Origin of the sequence: Pantoea sp. V106_11, from assembly GCF_029967885.1 — a bacterium.
GTDB classification, from domain to species: domain Bacteria; phylum Pseudomonadota; class Gammaproteobacteria; order Enterobacterales; family Enterobacteriaceae; genus Pantoea; species Pantoea ananatis.
This window is the reverse complement of record NZ_JASCAK010000037.1, coordinates 661,382-677,284: the sequence shown is the minus strand read 5'-3', so window position 1 is coordinate 677,284 and position 15,903 is coordinate 661,382. Positions and strand designations below refer to the sequence as shown.

Here is a 15,903-nt window from a genome sequence, read left to right as displayed (position 1 = left end):
CCATAATGTTTCCCTTCTGTCTTAACATGCTATTCTGAGCCGCTTCTGACATTGAGACAGGATTAACCGCAATGAACACACAGGATGCCGCACCCCGAATTGGTGGCTGGCTTTTAGTGCCGCTAGCATGGTTGCTGATGACGTTGCTCACCACGGCGCTGGTGATGGCCATGTATCTGACACCGCTGTTTGATACACAATGGCGCGCCACCCTGTTTAATCACAGTTCGCTCGTCACCACCTACTGGGCCATTTCGCTTTTCACCGCCACCGCGCTGTGGGCTTACAGCATGTGGGTTGTGTGGATTTTCTTTAAGCGCTCTTCCCGGCTGCCCCGCCACTATATTGTCTGGTTGCTGATTACCGTGCTGCTGGCCCTGAAAACGTTTGCCTTTACGCCGGTTTCTGACGCCCGGGCGATTCAGACGTTACTGCTGTCTCTGGCGGCAGCGGCAATTTTTGTGCCTTATTTCAAGCGTTCAGCACGGGTAAAAGCGACGTTTACTCAGCGGTGAGGCCAAAATTATCGCCAACAGTTTAATCCTGAGTGCGGTTGTCCGTAGACAATGTTGTGTCACAGTTGTGATACAGCGTTTTATCAATGATAATAAGCCGCTTTCTGGTATTCAGGCGAAAAAATGACCGATTATCTCCTTCTCTTTGTGGGTACTGTGCTGGTGAATAACTTCGTTTTGGTGAAGTTCCTCGGCCTGTGTCCCTTTATGGGCGTTTCCAAAAAGCTGGAAACGGCGATTGGCATGGGCCTCGCCACCACATTTGTTATCACACTGGCCTCTATTTGTGCATGGCTTGTGAACCATCTTATTCTGGTGCCACTGGACTTAGTGTACCTGCGCACCATGGCCTATATTCTGGTGATCGCCGTGGTTGTGCAGTTCACCGAAATGGTGGTGCGCAAAACCAGCCCGTCGCTTTACCGACTGTTGGGTATTTTCCTGCCGCTGATTACCACCAACTGCGCGGTGCTGGGCGTTCCCTTGTTGAGTGTTAACCTCAACCACACCTTCCTGCAGGCGGCGCTGTATGGATTCAGCGCCTCGCTGGGCTTCTCGCTTGTCATGGTGCTGTTTGCCGGTATGCGTGAGCGCCTGGTTCTGGCAAACGTGCCTGCCCCGTTCAAAGGAAACTCGATTGCGCTGATCACCGCAGGCCTGATGGCACTGGCGTTTATGGGCTTTACCGGTTTGGTGAAATTCTGATGAGTGCGATTTGGATAGCGGTTGCGGTATTAAGCGCCCTGAGCCTTGTGTTTGGCGCCCTGCTGGGTTACGCCTCACGACGCTTTGAGGTTGAAGAAGATCCCATTGTTGAGCAGATCGATGCTGTTCTTCCACAAAGCCAGTGCGGCCAGTGCGGTTATCCTGGCTGTCGTCCTTATGCCGATGCGGTGGGCAATAACGGTGAAGCCATCAACAAATGTGCGCCCGGTGGCGAACAGACCATGCTGAAGCTGGCGGCCCTGCTCAACGTTGAGCCGCAGCCGATTGATGGTGACGAAGAAGCCAAAGCGCCCGTGCGCACCGTGGCATGGATAGATGAAGCGAACTGTATTGGCTGCACGAAATGTATTCAGGCCTGCCCGGTTGATGCCATCGTTGGCGCAACACGCGCCATGCACACCGTGCTGAGCGACGTGTGTACGGGCTGCGACCTGTGTGTCGCGCCTTGTCCTACCGATTGTATTGAGATGCGTCCGGTTGCCACCACCACGGCCAACTGGAAATGGGATCTTGAAACCATTCCTGTTCGGGTGATCCCGGTAGAGAGTCATGCTTAATCTGCTAAATTTTTTTAAAAAAGAGAAAACCTGGGATTTTCAGGGCGGCATTCATCCGCCTGAAATGAAAACCCAGTCTAACGGTACGCCGCTGGCCGAGCTGCCGCTGCCGCACCGGTTTATTATTCCGCTGAAACAGCATATTGGTCATGAAGGTGAGATCTGCGTATCGCCCGGCGATCGCGTACTGCGCGGTCAGCCACTGACGTTTGGCCAGGGCAGAATGCTGCCGGTGCACGCACCGACGTCCGGCGTCATCGAGGATATTGCCCAGCACATGACGGCTCACCCTTCGGGCCTGTCAGAGCTGTGTATTTTCCTGACGCCGGATGGTGAGGACCGCTGGATGCCGCTGGAACCGCTGCCGGACTACCGCCAGCATGAACGAGCCGTCATCCTGAAACGCATTCACGATGCCGGCATCGCCGGCCTGGGCGGTGCAGGCTTCCCGACCGCCACTAAGCTGAAAGGCGGCCTGCGGGGCGTTAAAACGCTGATTATCAATGCCGCCGAGTGTGAGCCCTATATCACCGCTGACGATCGGCTGATGCAGGATTACGCAGCCGAAGTGCTGGAAGGCAGCCGGATTCTGGCCTGGGTCTTACAGGCAGATCGCGTTTTAATTGGCATCGAAGATAACAAACCTGAAGCCATCGCCGCTCTGAAGCAGGCGCTGGGCGGTGAGCGCGATCTCCAGATTCGCGTCATTCCAACCAAGTATCCTTCGGGCGGTGCCAAACAGCTCACCAAAATTCTTACCGGTATGGAAGTGCCGCACGGCGGACGCTCGACGGACATTGGCGTGCTGATGCAAAACGTCGGCACGGCCTGGGCGGTTAAGCGCGCCATCATTAATGGCGAGCCCATCACCGAGCGCGTAGTCACCCTGACAGGTGAAGCCATCGCCCAGCCACGTAATGTGTGGAGCCGGTTGGGTACGCCAATCAGTCATCTGCTTCATCAGGTCGGTTTTCATCCCTCACCACGCCAGATGGTGATTATGGGCGGCCCGCTGATGGGCTTTACCCTGCCGTCACTGGATGTCCCGGTGGTTAAAATCACCAACTGTATTCTGGCACCGTCCAGCACGGAAATGGGCAACGACGAGCAGGAGCAGTCCTGTATTCGCTGCTCTGCCTGTGCTGATGCCTGCCCGGCTAAGCTGCTGCCGCAGCAGCTTTACTGGTACAGCAAGGGCGGCGATCATGATAAAGCCCGTGCGCACCATATTGATGACTGTATTGAATGCGGTGCCTGCGCCTATGTTTGTCCCAGCAACATCCCGCTGGTGCAGTATTACCGCCAGGAAAAAGCCGAGTTGCGGGCTATCGATCTGGAAGCCAAACGGACGCTGGAAGCGAAAGCACGGTTTGAAGCGCGTCAGGCACGACTCGAACGGGAAAAACAGGCACGTGAAGCACGCCATGCAGAGGCGAAGCAGCGCGTAGCGCGCAGCGACAGTGCTGAACTGGCTGCGGCTCAGGCACGTGCGAAAGCAAAATCTGGTGGAAACGAAGAGGCCGTCGCCGAGGCTCGCCATGCTCAGGCTCGCTTGCGCCAGGCTGAAGCCCAGTCGGAAACCCAGGCACTGAGCCGCCAGACGACCGATCCACGCAAAGCGGCGGTTGAAGCCGCTATTGCGCGTGCTAAAGCAAAAAAATCAGCCGTTCCGGACGCGTCTGAAGAGGTAGCGGAGGATCCACGCAAGGCCGCCGTAGCCGCCGCCGTGGAGCGCGCCAAAGCGAAGAAAGCCGCGCAGGCCGCCAGCGCTGAAGGTACTGAGGATGTGCAGCCCGCCCCGCCGGAAGACCCGCGCAAGGCCGCCGTGGCCGCCGCCGCTGACGGTACTGAGGATGTGCAGCCCGCCCCGCCGGAGGATCCACGCAAGGCCGCCGTGGCCGCCGTAGAGCGCGCCAGAGCGAAGAAAGCCGCGCAGGCCGCCAGCGCTGAAAGTACTGAGGATGTGCAGCCCGCTCGGCCGGAGGACCCGCGCAAGGCCGCCGTGGCCGCCGCCGTGGAGCGCGCCAGAGCGAAGAAAGCCGCGCAGGTCGCCGCCGCTGAAAGTACTGAGGATGTGCAGCCCGCCCCGCCGGAGGACCCGCGCAAGGCCGCCGTGGCCGCCGCCGTGGAGCGTGCCAAAGCGAAGAAAGCCGCCGCCGCCCTGGCTCGCGCGGAGGACGCTTCTCGCGATGCTGCACTGGCTGCAACAGAGGCGCACCGTGACGTCGAGCAGGCGGAAATGGCGCAAGAACAAGCCAATAATGCGAATGCTGAAGCCGAACATGCGCCGGAACTTGAGCACCCTACTGACGCGCGCAAAGCCGCTATTGCGGCTGCTATCGAACGTGCCAAAGCGCGTAAAGCGCAATCGACATTGACACCTGAGGACTAAATGGCTTTTCGTATAGCAAGTTCACCTTATACCCACAACCGGCGCAGCACCGGCAACATCATGATGCTGGTGGTGCTGGCTGCGCTGCCGGGCTTTGCAGCGCAGTGTTATTTCTTTGGCGTGGGCACGCTGTTGCAGGTGATTCTGGCCTCGGTAACGGCGTTGCTTACCGAAGCGGCCATCCTGCGTTTACGCAAAAGCCCGGTTGCTGCCAACCTTGCGGATAATTCAGCCCTCTTGACGGCCATTCTGCTGGGAATCAGCATCCCCTCTCTGGCGCCCTGGTGGCTGGTAGTGATCGGTACAGTCTTTGCGATTGTGATCGCCAAGCAGCTTTACGGTGGACTGGGACAAAATCCCTTTAATCCGGCGATGGTAGGCTATGTGGTGCTACTGATCTCGTTTCCGGTACAGATGACCAGTTGGATGCCGCCGGACGCGTTACAGATGATTAAACCGGGGATGCTCGATTCACTCAGTATGATTTTTACCGGCCATACTCTTGCGGGCGACACGATGCAGCAGCTGCAGCTCGGTGCCGATGGCGTCAGCCAGGCCACGCCGCTCGATACATTCAAAACCGGCCTGCGCGCGGGCCACAGCGCCGCGCAACTTCTGGCCCAGCCCATTTACAGTGGTGTGCTCGCGGGTCTCGGCTGGCAGTGGGTTAACCTGGGTTATCTGGTGGGCGGTCTGTTCCTGCTATGGAAAAACGCCATTCGCTGGCATATCCCGGCTGCCATTTTGCTGTCGCTGGCCTTCTGCGCAACGCTGGGCTGGCTGTTCTCGCCCGCTACGCTCAACAGCCCAGTGATTCATCTGTTCTCAGGTGCCACTATGCTTGGGGCATTTTTTATTGCTACCGATCCGGTCACCGCTTCCACGACCGACCGTGGTCGTTTACTCTACGGTGCGCTGATTGGGCTGCTGATCTGGTTAATTCGCAGCTTCGGCGGATATCCGGACGGCGTTGCTTTCGCTGTATTGCTGGCTAATATATGCGTACCGCTGATTGACTATTACACTCAGCCGCGTGTTTACGGCCATCAAAAGGATTAAATGATGCTGGACACGATACGCAAAAATGGCGTGACGCTGGCGCTGTTTGCCGCCATTACGACCGGCGTGACGGCCATAGTGAATACGGTCACTAAGCCAACCGTTGAGCATCAGACGCAACTGCAGCAGAAAAATTTGCTGGACCAGGTGGTGCCGACCGATATGTACGATAACCACATTCAGCAGGAATGTTACGTTGTCACTGATCCGGCGCTGGGTAACGCTAATCCTCACCATCTTTATCTGGCACGTAAAGGTAACCAGCCTGTTGCCGCGGCGCTGGAAACGACGGCACCGGACGGCTATTCCGGCGCGATACAGATGCTGGTCGGGGCTGACTTTAACGGTAAGGTGCTGGGCGTCCGCGTGATTGAACATCATGAAACGCCCGGTTTAGGCGATAAAATAGAACTGCGCATTTCTGACTGGATTAACAGCTTTAATGGCAAAGTGGTAACAGGTCCGGATGATAAAGCGTTTGCCGTTGAAAAAGACGGTGGCGAATTCGATCAGTTCACTGGCGCCACGATTACCCCACGAGCCGTCGTGAATGCCACCAAACGTACGGCATTATTAATTGAATCCCTTAAAGGGAAACTCTCTTCGTTACCCGAATGTGGAGACGCAAATGAGTGAAGCTAAAAACCTGCTGGTAGGCGGGCTGTGGAAAAATAACTCGGCGCTGGTACAGCTGCTGGGCCTGTGTCCGCTGCTGGCGGTGACCGCCACCGCCACCAATGCGTTGGGGCTGGGGCTGGCCACCACGCTGGTGCTGACCCTGACCAACAGCTTTATTTCCGCCTCGCGCCGTTGGGTGCCCTCGGAGATTCGCATCCCCATTTACGTGATGATCATCGCGTCCGTGGTGAGCTGTGTACAGATGCTGATTAATGCTTATGCCTATGGCCTGTATCAGTCGTTGGGCATTTTTATTCCGCTTATCGTGACCAACTGTATCGTGGTAGGCCGTGCCGAGGCCGTCGCATCGAAAAGCAGCATCCCTCTTGCAGCCCTTGATGGTTTTGCCATTGGGATGGGCGCAACCTGCGCAATGGTGGTGTTGGGTTCCCTCCGTGAAATTATTGGCAGCGGGACGCTGTTTAACGGTGCAGACCAGCTGTTAGGCCCGTGGGCCAAAGCATTAAAAATTGAGGTGATTCATCTGGATTCACCGATGCTGCTGGCGATGTTACCACCTGGCGCCTTTATTGGTCTGGGCATGATGCTGGCGGGTAAATACCTGATCGATCAAAAAATGAAGCAGCGTGCTGTGCGCCGTGCTGAAGAGCAGGCGCTGGCTGCACCGCAAGGCAATACCGGAAAAGCCGTGTGAACCAGACAAAGCGTACCGAGATCCTCAGCCGTTTGCAGCAGGCTAATCCTCATCCTACGACCGAGCTGCAGTTTAGCTCGCCGTTTGAATTATTGATTGCGGTTCTGCTCTCTGCCCAGGCCACCGACGTCAGCGTGAATAAAGCCACCGCAAAGCTCTACCCGGTCGCGAATACGCCCGCTGCGATGCTGGCGCTGGGCGTGGACGGTGTGAAGGAATACATTAAAACGATCGGACTGTTCAACAGCAAGGCAGAAAATGTCATCAAAACCTGCCGCATTCTGCTGGAACAGCACGGCGGAGTGGTACCCGAAGATCGTGCAGCCCTGGAAGCGCTGCCCGGTGTGGGCCGTAAAACGGCAAACGTGGTACTCAACACCGCCTTTGGCTGGCCCACCATCGCAGTGGATACCCATATTTTTCGCGTCTGCAACCGGACAAATTTCGCCCCCGGCAAGAATGTCGAGCAGGTCGAAGAAAAACTGTTAAAGGTTGTGCCTAAGGCATTCAAAGTGGACTGCCACCACTGGCTGATTCTGCACGGTCGCTATACCTGTGTGGCCCGTAAGCCGCGCTGTGGCGCCTGTCTGATTGAGGACCTGTGCGAATACCCGGATAAAGTGGAATAACGCGAAGATGTTGTCTGATAAAGCCTGTGAACACACAGGCTTTTTATTTTCTGATCTAACGCTGATCCAGAGCCGCCTGCATCCAGGCAATCACCAGCGGAGAATCCTTATCCTGTAAGGCTGCACGCTCGGACTGGAAGAGCGTGGCAACGTAAAAAGGATGATCGGTCAGTTCTATGCCGCGTACATCGCCATTGAGATCCCAGGCGGTGATACGCAAATTGTTGCCTTCCAGCGCTGCACTGAAGTCCGGGTTAACGCCAAAGTTGCAGTGATAGCCTTCATCGCTGGAGAGGCTGTCGTAGGCGGTGGCAATACGTGAACCGGGTTCAAATGTCACCTCACCGCGCTGCTCCACCAGCGAGCAACTTAACGGCGCAATCACCATCCGCCCTTCATCGCTGGTTTCTGCATGATTCGCATCATGCCAGCCCAGTACGTGACGTGCATAGTCGATAACGGCATACTGAAAACCGCCACAGGAACCCAGAAAAGGTTTTTCCCCTTCCCGTACCCAGCGCAGCATACTGAAGACGCCCTCATCATTTTTATAGGGACTTCCCGGCACCAGCCATACGGCATGGCTTTGCCTGATGGCGGTTAAATCGCCCAGCTCAGGTGTTGGGATCCACTCAGGTTCAATATCGATAGCAAGATGGGCAGCGGCACGGGAAAGCGCCAGGGGAATAGCCTGATGCGCAACGGCTTCCGGACGATAGTCGCCGACTAACGCGAGACGTAAAGGTAACGGCATAGCAAAATTCCTCTTAACGAAATAAGGATGCTACGGCAGGGGGCAACGGATGTCGAGTCCCGAAGTGCGGCTCTGTCGTGTCTCCCACCCTATACAGCGAAGCGCTACGGGCACGCCGTACCCAGATAAGCTTTTTTCTCTGCCTGAATTAACAGGCAAAAATGTGACCTTAATCAACCTTTTTACGCCTTTGGTGGAGATTAACGTCATAATACGCAGACTATTTCATCAAATCGGCGTCAAAACCTGCTTTATAGCCAGATTGTCCTGAGAAAATATCACTTTCCGTTGTAAAGCTCGGCGTAACGCCGTTTTAGTAGTTAATGTCATTATTAACACTCCTGAAACCCTAACGTGACGCCATTACTTCACAGTAACGCTTAAAATCAGAATTAAATTCCAACTAATAATATTTATTTAGGTTTTCACGCCACACGATCGCTTTCCGGCAGAAGGTAGAAAACGCTTGCCCTGTCGCCTTTATTCAGCCAAATTAGTCGCCGTTTTTCCCATCTAATAAAAATCTGGCCCATGGTCTGATCACATGGCGCGGACTTAATTCCTGTCGCGACACAGGATATGAAATAACAGAGGTACAAGTGTCAACTGCAAACAAACACACCGACGAGGCCGTCAGCCTTAACGCGTTCAAACAGCCCAAAGCGTTTTACCTGATCTTTTCTATCGAATTATGGGAACGTTTTGGTTACTACGGCCTGCAGGCCATTATGGCGGTTTACCTGGTGAGACAACTGGGGATGTCCGAGTCCGACTCTATTACCCTGTTCTCCTCATTTAGCGCCCTGGTATATGGCCTTGTCGCCATCGGTGGCTGGCTGGGTGACAAAGTCCTCGGGACCAAACGCGTTATCGTTCTTGGCGTGCTGGTTCTGGCAATAGGTTATGCCCTGGTGGCCTTCTCGGGCCACAACGTCAGTATCGTTTATATTGGTATGGCGACCATTGCCGTGGGAAGTGGCTTGTTTAAAGCTAACCCCTCTTCGCTGCTCTCGACGTGCTATGACAAAGACGATCCCCGTATTGATGGGGCCTTCACCATGTTCTACATGTCCATCAATATCGGTTCGCTGTTTTCAATGATGCTGACTCCGTGGTTAGCGGAGAAGTACGGCTACAACGTGGCGTTTTCGCTCTCGGTTGTCGGCCTGGTCATCACGCTGCTTAACTTCCTGTTCTGCAAACGCCTGGTGAAAGACTTCGGCTCTAAACCGGACTTTGCCCCACTTCAGTTCGGCAAACTGTTGATGACTCTGGTGGGAATTGTCGTCCTGGTCGCCCTGGCAAACTGGATGCTGCACCACCAGTCAATCGCCCGCGTGCTGTTAGGCGTGATAGCGTTCGGTATCTTTGTCATCTTTGCCAAAGAAGCCTTTGCCCTTCACGGCGCAGCCCGTCGTCGTATGATTGTTGCGTTCCTGCTGATGGTGGAAGCCATCGTGTTCTTCGTGCTCTATATGCAGATGCCAACGTCGCTTAACTTCTTTGCGATTCGCAACGTTGAGCACAGCATTTTGGGTATCACCTTTGCCCCTGAGCAATTCCAGGCGCTGAACCCGTTCTGGATCATGCTTGCCAGCCCGATTCTGGCAGCCGTCTACAACAAGCTGGGCGATAAACTGCCCATGCCGCACAAGTTCGCCATCGGTATGGTGCTGTGTTCCGCAGCCTTCCTGGTGTTACCGGTCGGCGCGAAGTTTGCCAGCGATGCGGGGATTGTGTCTGTTAACTGGCTGATTCTCAGCTATGGCCTGCAGAGCATTGGTGAACTGATGATTTCCGGTCTTGGCCTGGCCATGGTGGCGCAGCTGGTTCCGCAGCGTCTGATGGGCTTTATCATGGGTTCATGGTTCCTGACGACGGCGGGCGCTGCGGTCATTGCCGGTAAAGTGGCAAACCTGATGGCCGTTCCTGAAAACGTTACCGATCCGCTGATCTCCCTGGCCACCTACGGCAGAGTTTTCCAGCAGATTGGTATCGCGACGGCGGTCATCGCCGTGCTGATGCTGATTACCGCCCCTCTGCTGAACCGCATGACTCAAGATACGGCAGCAGACAAAGCCTGACTGACGTCATGACTTTTCACGAAAACCGGGCCTGCCCGGTTTTTTTTGTTTTTGTCGCCGATCAATGCCTCGCACATTCCTGCGCCTTATTACTGGCAATTCCGCGCCATGAGATTACTATGCAAACACGATTCGCAACATGGTGGCCTCATTATGAAACTGTTTTGTAAAGCTGGTGCCTGTTCCCTTTCACCGCATATCGTCATGCGTGAATGTGGTCTGGACTTTACGCAGGTTAATGTTGATCTGCAGACTAAGCTCACCGAGCGCGGTGAAGATTTTCGCCAGATCAACCCCAAAGGTCAGGTGCCGGCCCTGCAGCTGAGCGATGGGAATGTATTAACGGAAGGCGCGGCGATTGTGCAGTATCTGGCCGATCTTAAACCCGATCGTCACCTCCTGGCCCCGGTGGGGAGCCTGACGCGTTATCACACCATTGAGTGGCTCGGCTATATCAGCAGCGAGTTACACAAAAGCTTCTCTCCCCTGTTTCGCAACGATGCGCCTGAGGAGTACAAAGCGTTGGTGCGCCGCCAGCTGGAGGCGAAATTTGCCTGGGTAAACGATGAGCTCAAAGACAAACAGTGGCTGATGGGCGTGCACTTCAGCGTCGCGGATGCCTATTTATTTGTGGTTACCCGCTGGGCAAAAGCGCTGAACCTGGATTTGGCCGCGCGGGACCACCTGCAACACTGGTTTGAACGCGTTGCAGAGCGGCCGTCGGTTCAGGCCGCGCTCAAAGCGGAAGGACTTAACTGATACGATGAGGGCCGTAACCGGCCCTTTTTTACAGCTTCTCAGCGGGGAAGACGTGCGTCGGTCGGACAATGGCATCCTGAGCGGCAACCAGTTGCAGTTCATACTCGCCCATCTCATGCGTTTTCAGCATCACTTCATAGACCGCAGCAGTGACGTGTTCCAGCGCCGCCTGCAGCGACAGCCCGTGCAGCAGATCGACCAGCAACAAGCCACTGGTCAGATCGCCCACGCCCACCGGTTGACGAACGCCAAAATCCACCAGCGGACGGCTGATGTGCCAGGCTTCACCGGCGGTCACCAGCAGCATCTCAAACCGATCGCTGCGGCGCCCTGCGCGCGCCAGGTGCTTAATCAGCACGACTTTCGGCCCCTGGCTAATCAGCATACGTGCCGCGTCAACCGCCGTTTCTACGCTGGTTACGCTGCGTTCGCTGAGCATTTCCAGCTCCAGCAGGTTGGGGGCGATGATATCGCTGGCGGGAAGCGCCAGTTTGCAGTGGAACTCCGCCACGCCGGGTGCAACGATGCAGCCCTTCTCCGGGTGCCCCATAACCGGATCGCAGAAATACCAGGCTTCCGGGTTCGCGGCTTTTACCTGGCGCACGATTTCCAGAATGTTTTCGCCCTGCTCGGCCGAGCCCAGATAACCGCTGAGTACCGCATCACAGGTTTTCAGGCGGTCAATATCGGCAATGCCTTTGACGATATCGGTTAAGTGCGTGGCCGGCATCACGGTACCGGTCCAGTGGCCATATTGCGTATGGTTAGAAAACTGCACGGTATTCAGCGGCCAGACGTTCACACCCATACGGCGCATCGGGAACTCTGCCGCCGCGTTGCCCGCGTGACCAAACACCACGTGCGACTGAATTGCTAAAACGTTTTTCACTTTTTTGCCCTGTAGTGCCTTGCCATAAAAAAGGGCCGGAAACCGGCCCTGAAAGGTTACTGCCAGTTAATCAGGCAGTAATGCTTTTTACCACGACGCAGCAGCGTGAAGCGGTTGAACAGCTTATCGCTGTCACTGAAACGGTACTCAGCATCAGACTGCTTTTCACCGTTCAGCGATACGGCATTCGAACCAATCATGGTGCGAGCCTGACCACGTGAAGGCACCAGCTCAGCTTTGACCAGAGCCTGTTGCAGATCGTCTTCGGCACTTAGCGTGATGGTCGGCATACCATCCTGCGCCAGCTGTTCGAAGTCGGCCTCTGTCATATCGCTCAGCGCGCCAGAGAACAGGCTCTCGGTGATTCGTTTCGCGGCAGCCAGCCCCTCTTCGCCGTGCACCAGGCGCGTGACCTGCTCGGCCAGCACGTACTGCGCGCGCGGCGCGGTTCCGCTGTTTTTATCTTCTTCTTCCAGGGCATGAATCTCTTCAATGCTCAGGAAAGTGAAGAACTTCAGGAAGCGGTAAACATCCGCATCTGCGGTGTTGATCCAGAACTGGTAAAACTTGTAGGGACTGGTTTTCTTCGCATCCAGCCAGACCGCGCCGCCTTCGGTTTTACCGAACTTGGTGCCGTCCGATTTGGTGATCAGCGGAACGGTCAGACCAAATACCTGGTTCTGGTGCAGACGACGCGTCAGATCGATACCGGAGGTGATGTTACCCCACTGGTCAGATCCGCCAATCTGCAGGGACACGCCGTGCAGCGCATTCAGACAGGCGAAGTCGTAACCCTGCAGCAGGTTATAGGAGAATTCGGTGAACGAGATCCCCTGGTCGTCACGGTTCAGGCGCTGTTTAACGGCTTCCTTGTTGATCATCTGGTTAACAGAGAAGTGTTTACCGATGTCACGCAGGAAAGTCAGCACGTTCATATTGCCAAACCAGTCATAGTTATTGGCCGCAATCGCGCTGTTGGCACCACAGTCAAAGTCCAGAAAGGGTGCGACCTGCGTCCGGATTTTTTCTACCCACTCACCGACGGTTTCGCTGGTGTTGAGTTTACGCTCTGCAGCTTTGAAACTGGGATCGCCAATTAAGCCCGTGGCGCCGCCTACCAGCGCAACCGGCTTGTGCCCGGCATCCTGAAAACGTTTGAGGCAGAGCAGTGGAACCAGATGGCCCAAATGCAAGCTGTCAGCAGTGGGGTCAAAGCCGCAATAGAGCGAAATTGGCCCTTGCGCCAGTTTCTCTACTAACGCGTCTTCATCCGTCACCTGGGCGATCAGGCCCCTCTCTTGCAATTGTTGTATCAGGTTACTGCTGGTCATCACTGACTCCAAATTGATCAGGCTGCACCTATGCTGGTACACAGCTTTCCGCTGAGTTGCGGAAGGAAAAATTAAGGGCTATAGCATAAAGCGCTGACGCCTTCTGTGCCAGCGCTGATGAGGGGGAAAACGCAGTTTTACGGCGCGAGTCGGTCAATTTTCCAGCCGTCGTTATCTCGCTGATAGAGGAAACGATCGTGAAGACGATGTTCGCCCCCTTGCCAGAACTCCATCGTATTAAATTTCACCCGATAACCGCCCCAGAAACTGGGCAGCGGCACGTCACCCTGCTGAAATTTTTGCTTCAGCTCCAGAAACTTGCCTTCCAGAACGCCGCGGGCAGAGATCCGGCTCGACTGTCGGGAAACCCAGGCGCCAATCTGGCTGTCACGGGGACGGCTGCTGAAATATTTCAATACCTCCAGCGGCGACAGCTTCTCGACTTCGCCCAACACCATCACCTGACGCTCTAAAAAGTGCCAGGGAAAATGGAGCGAAATACGCGGGTTGTGACCCAGCTGCTGTGCTTTACGGCTGCCGAGGTTGGTGTAAAACACCATGCCCTGCTCATCGTAGTGCTTGAGCAGCACGATACGTTGATAAGGCTGCCCTTGCTCGTCCACGGTCGCCACCGTCATGGCGGTGGGATCGGGCAGTTGCGCCTCACAGGCCTGCTTTAGCCAGCTTTCGAACAGCGCCAGCGGATTGTCGGGTAGATCCTTGCGACGCAGCCCACCTCGCGTATATTCACGGCGCAGATGGGCAATAGTTTGTAGCATGTCACTGTCACTCATGATGCACATTCACTCCGGTAACGTTAACGGGCAGGTTGCAACTCACAATCGTTTACAACGATCTTATCATTGCGCTCAATAAAGGCGCCGTTTCCTTTGGACCAGAAAACGTAGTGACCGTCGCTGTAGCGAGCGCCGGAAGCGGAAACCGTTTGTGTCAGGGTCAGCGGCTTGCCGTCCATGATAAAGCTTACCTGCTGTTTGGCATTATCCAGCGTCACGGTGAGCGGCAATGTGCCACAGCGGTAGTGTAACGTTTCTGGCGCGGGCGACGACTTGTGCATCAGGCTACAGCCCGACAGCACTAACACAGCAGCCACGGTTAATCCTTTTAACATCAGCGATTCTCCTGTACGGAAAGCAGGGCATGGGGCGTTCTGCTTGATTAGGTGTCATTGACCTTCGCCGGAGAGCCACGCGGGCGCACCGGCCTGTCAGGGCAATTTAACCGATGATAGCCTGGGCATCAGCAAAAGTGTTTAAATAAGGCAGTGGAATAAAGACGAATACGGCGGGCGCGTTCCGCCACCCTGCAGGAGACGCAGGGCGGCAGGTAGAGGGTCAGCAGCGGCATGCTACCTTCGCGAAATGACCTTCACTGGGCCGGCAGTGCCTCTGAGCAGTGACGCTGCCGAGTGAGATTAGTTACCGCGATAGGTTGAATAGCCATAGGGACTCAGCAGTAACGGAATATGGTAATGAGGCTCGCTGCTTTCCATGTGGAATATCACCGGAATTTCCGGGAAAAAGGATTTGTGCTGAACTTTCTGGTAATAATCGCCTGTTTTAAAGACGACTTTGTAATCGCCTGTTTCAACTTTTTTCCCTTCGGGAAACAGCGCGCTAATTCTGCCGTTTTTATCGGTAACACCGGAGGAAAGTTTTACCCACTTATCCTGCTCTTTATGTTCAAGGTCAACGGAAATACCCGGCGTTGGCGTGCCCGACTCCAGATTTAATACATGAACGCTCAGGGGATTTTTCATGCTGTCTGATTGTGCTGCATAAGCACTCACTGAACCCATTAATAACGCTGCGACTGCACTCATTTGCCATTTCATTGTCGATTCCTTTATTTAGTTAACCTGTTACCAAGGTTACAGAGCGCCCGATGAAATACCTAACGACAGGCGTTAAATGTGAATTTTCTGAGAGACAGGATGCTTTCCTGCTCTGTTTTAGCTATTCGCGCTATTTTCTTTTCATCATTTATGTCGTTTCGCGCTTTGGCCTGCAAAAATCTCAAAAGCGTCTATGCTGTTTAATTCAAGGTCCACTTCAAGGAGATGAAATGCATACTAAATCCTTCTCAGCCGCCGTTTTACTTGCTCTGTCCCTGGCAACGTTAGTAGGTTGCTCTTCAAACCAATCTATTAAAACATCAGACGGCCGCACGATAGTGACCGACGGTAAGCCTCAAATTGACAGCGATACGGGGCTGGTTTCTTATCGTGATGCACAAACAGGCAAAACCGAACAAATTAATCGCGATCAGATCAGCAACATGAGTGAACTTGATAACTAATTAATTCCATCATGGATATAAGGTGAAGACTATGAAGAAGACGCTGATTTTACCGCTGGCCGTTTTGATCGGCATGGCCGCATTAAGTGGCTGTACTCGTACCAGCTATGCCATTCACACTAACGATGGCCGTACCATTATTAGTGACGGCAAACCTTCTGAATCTGACGCCGGTTTACTGGGCTACACCGATGCAAACGGTGTGAAACAGCAGATTAATAAAACCGACGTTAAAGCCGTTTCAGAAGTTCCAAACTAATAAATGTGCCGCCCCGAACAGGGCGGCTTTTTTTATTGCCCGCAGCCCTGTTCTGTTTCCCCTCGCCTTATCGTCTCCCCTGCTCGTTAATACGCCGCTCACGCTCCGGTTTATTCTGATGTCAGAATCGAATGTAAACAGGGTGACGTCAGACCCGTTCTGTTTTCTGCTATCTGCTATCTGCTATCTGCTATCTGCTATCTGCTATCTGCTATCTGCTATCTGCTATCTGCTATCTGCTTCCAGCTTAAGGTGACTTTTCATCTTGCGTCTGACTTTTCGCCGTTCTGGCGATCT

Annotated in this window: 18 protein-coding genes; 12 read left to right on the top strand and 6 right to left on the bottom strand. The window is 54.7% G+C overall.

The window, feature by feature from the left end; genetic code table 11:
* Positions 1-71: 71 nt before the first annotated feature.
* The 8 genes from QLG08_RS22005 (at position 72) to nth (ending at position 7,211) form a co-directional block, all read left to right on the top strand.
* Complete coding sequence (locus QLG08_RS22005; protein ID WP_013025664.1) at positions 72-515, top strand: DUF2569 domain-containing protein; 444 nt, start codon at positions 72-74, stop codon at positions 513-515.
* 123 nt (positions 516-638) lie between these two features.
* Positions 639-1,220, top strand: coding sequence for an electron transport complex subunit RsxA (gene rsxA / locus QLG08_RS22000; RefSeq protein ID WP_013025663.1), 582 nt, complete (start codon positions 639-641; stop codon positions 1,218-1,220).
* The gene (gene rsxB, locus QLG08_RS21995; protein ID WP_013025662.1) at positions 1,220-1,798 is read left to right on the top strand and encodes an electron transport complex subunit RsxB; all 579 of its coding nucleotides are present in this window, start codon (positions 1,220-1,222) and stop codon (positions 1,796-1,798) included. Before rsxA ends, rsxB begins: the two co-directional genes overlap by 1 nt.
* Positions 1,791-4,190 (top strand): electron transport complex subunit RsxC, encoded by a 2,400-nt coding sequence (gene rsxC, locus QLG08_RS21990; RefSeq protein ID WP_238493326.1) that lies wholly within the window; start codon positions 1,791-1,793, stop codon positions 4,188-4,190. The genes rsxB and rsxC overlap by 8 nt, the downstream gene beginning before the upstream one ends.
* Entirely contained in the window at positions 4,191-5,249 is a 1,059-nt protein-coding gene (gene rsxD / locus QLG08_RS21985) for an electron transport complex subunit RsxD (RefSeq protein WP_013025660.1), read from the top strand.
* Positions 5,250-5,252: 3 nt separating this feature from the next.
* Positions 5,253-5,885 carry an electron transport complex subunit RsxG gene (gene rsxG, locus QLG08_RS21980; protein ID WP_238493454.1) on the top strand — a complete coding sequence of 211 codons (633 nt, stop codon included), beginning with the start codon at positions 5,253-5,255 and terminating at the stop codon, positions 5,883-5,885.
* Entirely contained in the window at positions 5,878-6,582 is a 705-nt protein-coding gene (locus QLG08_RS21975) for an electron transport complex subunit E (protein ID WP_014605923.1), read from the top strand. Before rsxG ends, QLG08_RS21975 begins: the two co-directional genes overlap by 8 nt.
* Positions 6,579-7,211 carry an endonuclease III gene (gene nth / locus QLG08_RS21970; RefSeq protein ID WP_013025657.1) on the top strand — a complete coding sequence of 211 codons (633 nt, stop codon included), beginning with the start codon at positions 6,579-6,581 and terminating at the stop codon, positions 7,209-7,211. The genes QLG08_RS21975 and nth overlap by 4 nt, the downstream gene beginning before the upstream one ends.
* 55 nt (positions 7,212-7,266) lie before the next feature.
* Here nth and QLG08_RS21965 read toward each other — a convergent pair whose 3' ends face one another.
* Positions 7,267-7,965: a CTP synthase gene (locus QLG08_RS21965; RefSeq protein WP_014605924.1), complete on the bottom strand. Its 699-nt coding sequence runs from the start codon at positions 7,963-7,965 to the stop codon at positions 7,267-7,269.
* Between the two features lie 599 nt (positions 7,966-8,564).
* On the opposite strand from QLG08_RS21965, the gene dtpA reads away from it, so the two are divergent.
* Together dtpA and gstA are read left to right on the top strand one after the other, a co-directional pair.
* Positions 8,565-10,049, top strand: a complete 1,485-nt coding sequence (gene dtpA / locus QLG08_RS21960) for a dipeptide/tripeptide permease DtpA (protein ID WP_014605925.1) — start codon at positions 8,565-8,567, stop codon at positions 10,047-10,049.
* A 153-nt stretch (positions 10,050-10,202) separates the two neighbouring features.
* Positions 10,203-10,808: a glutathione transferase GstA gene (gstA, locus tag QLG08_RS21955; protein WP_014605926.1), complete on the top strand. Its 606-nt coding sequence runs from the start codon at positions 10,203-10,205 to the stop codon at positions 10,806-10,808.
* Between the two features lie 28 nt (positions 10,809-10,836).
* Here the strand turns inward: gstA and pdxY are convergent, their stop codons facing one another.
* The 5 genes from pdxY to uraH all read right to left on the bottom strand — a co-directional run bounded on the left by pdxY (position 10,837) and on the right by uraH (position 14,883).
* Complete coding sequence (pdxY, locus tag QLG08_RS21950; protein ID WP_013025653.1) at positions 10,837-11,697, bottom strand: pyridoxal kinase PdxY; 861 nt, start codon at positions 11,695-11,697, stop codon at positions 10,837-10,839.
* Between the two features lie 56 nt (positions 11,698-11,753).
* Entirely contained in the window at positions 11,754-13,028 is a 1,275-nt protein-coding gene (gene tyrS, locus QLG08_RS21945) for a tyrosine--tRNA ligase (protein WP_014605927.1), read from the bottom strand.
* A 137-nt stretch (positions 13,029-13,165) separates the two neighbouring features.
* Entirely contained in the window at positions 13,166-13,822 is a 657-nt protein-coding gene (gene pdxH / locus QLG08_RS21940) for a pyridoxamine 5'-phosphate oxidase (protein ID WP_015700385.1), read from the bottom strand.
* Positions 13,823-13,845: 23 nt separating this feature from the next.
* On the bottom strand, positions 13,846-14,160 hold the full coding sequence (locus tag QLG08_RS21935) for an MliC family protein (protein ID WP_013025650.1): 315 nt from the start codon (positions 14,158-14,160) through the stop codon (positions 13,846-13,848).
* 303 nt (positions 14,161-14,463) lie between these two features.
* Entirely contained in the window at positions 14,464-14,883 is a 420-nt protein-coding gene (gene uraH, locus QLG08_RS21930) for a hydroxyisourate hydrolase (protein ID WP_013025649.1), read from the bottom strand.
* Between the two features lie 230 nt (positions 14,884-15,113).
* Here uraH and QLG08_RS21925 point away from each other — a divergent pair, with 230 nt between their 5' ends.
* Positions 15,114-15,347: a YgdI/YgdR family lipoprotein gene (locus tag QLG08_RS21925; protein ID WP_014605928.1), complete on the top strand. Its 234-nt coding sequence runs from the start codon at positions 15,114-15,116 to the stop codon at positions 15,345-15,347.
* A 31-nt stretch (positions 15,348-15,378) separates the two neighbouring features.
* Positions 15,379-15,606: a YgdI/YgdR family lipoprotein gene (locus tag QLG08_RS21920; RefSeq protein WP_014605929.1), complete on the top strand. Its 228-nt coding sequence runs from the start codon at positions 15,379-15,381 to the stop codon at positions 15,604-15,606.
* Positions 15,607-15,903 lie beyond the last annotated feature (297 nt).

Excerpts from the sequence above, each read along its gene's own strand:
- QLG08_RS22005 (WP_013025664.1), top strand. The coding sequence starts at position 72 with ATGAACACACAGGATGCCGCACCCCGAATTGGTGGCTGGCTTTTAGTG.
- rsxA (WP_013025663.1), top strand. The coding sequence starts at position 639 with ATGACCGATTATCTCCTTCTCTTTGTGGGTACTGTGCTGGTGAATAAC.
- rsxB (WP_013025662.1), top strand. The coding sequence starts at position 1,220 with ATGAGTGCGATTTGGATAGCGGTTGCGGTATTAAGCGCCCTGAGCCTT.
- rsxC (WP_238493326.1), top strand. The coding sequence starts at position 1,791 with ATGCTTAATCTGCTAAATTTTTTTAAAAAAGAGAAAACCTGGGATTTT.
- rsxD (WP_013025660.1), top strand. The coding sequence starts at position 4,191 with ATGGCTTTTCGTATAGCAAGTTCACCTTATACCCACAACCGGCGCAGC.
- rsxG (WP_238493454.1), top strand. The coding sequence starts at position 5,253 with ATGCTGGACACGATACGCAAAAATGGCGTGACGCTGGCGCTGTTTGCC.
- QLG08_RS21975 (WP_014605923.1), top strand. The coding sequence starts at position 5,878 with ATGAGTGAAGCTAAAAACCTGCTGGTAGGCGGGCTGTGGAAAAATAAC.
- QLG08_RS21965 (WP_014605924.1), bottom strand. The coding sequence starts at position 7,965 with ATGCCGTTACCTTTACGTCTCGCGTTAGTCGGCGACTATCGTCCGGAA.
- gstA (WP_014605926.1), top strand. The coding sequence starts at position 10,203 with ATGAAACTGTTTTGTAAAGCTGGTGCCTGTTCCCTTTCACCGCATATC.
- tyrS (WP_014605927.1), bottom strand. The coding sequence starts at position 13,028 with ATGACCAGCAGTAACCTGATACAACAATTGCAAGAGAGGGGCCTGATC.
- pdxH (WP_015700385.1), bottom strand. The coding sequence starts at position 13,822 with ATGAGTGACAGTGACATGCTACAAACTATTGCCCATCTGCGCCGTGAA.
- QLG08_RS21935 (WP_013025650.1), bottom strand. The coding sequence starts at position 14,160 with ATGTTAAAAGGATTAACCGTGGCTGCTGTGTTAGTGCTGTCGGGCTGT.
- uraH (WP_013025649.1), bottom strand. The coding sequence starts at position 14,883 with ATGAAATGGCAAATGAGTGCAGTCGCAGCGTTATTAATGGGTTCAGTG.
- QLG08_RS21925 (WP_014605928.1), top strand. The coding sequence starts at position 15,114 with ATGCATACTAAATCCTTCTCAGCCGCCGTTTTACTTGCTCTGTCCCTG.
- QLG08_RS21920 (WP_014605929.1), top strand. The coding sequence starts at position 15,379 with ATGAAGAAGACGCTGATTTTACCGCTGGCCGTTTTGATCGGCATGGCC.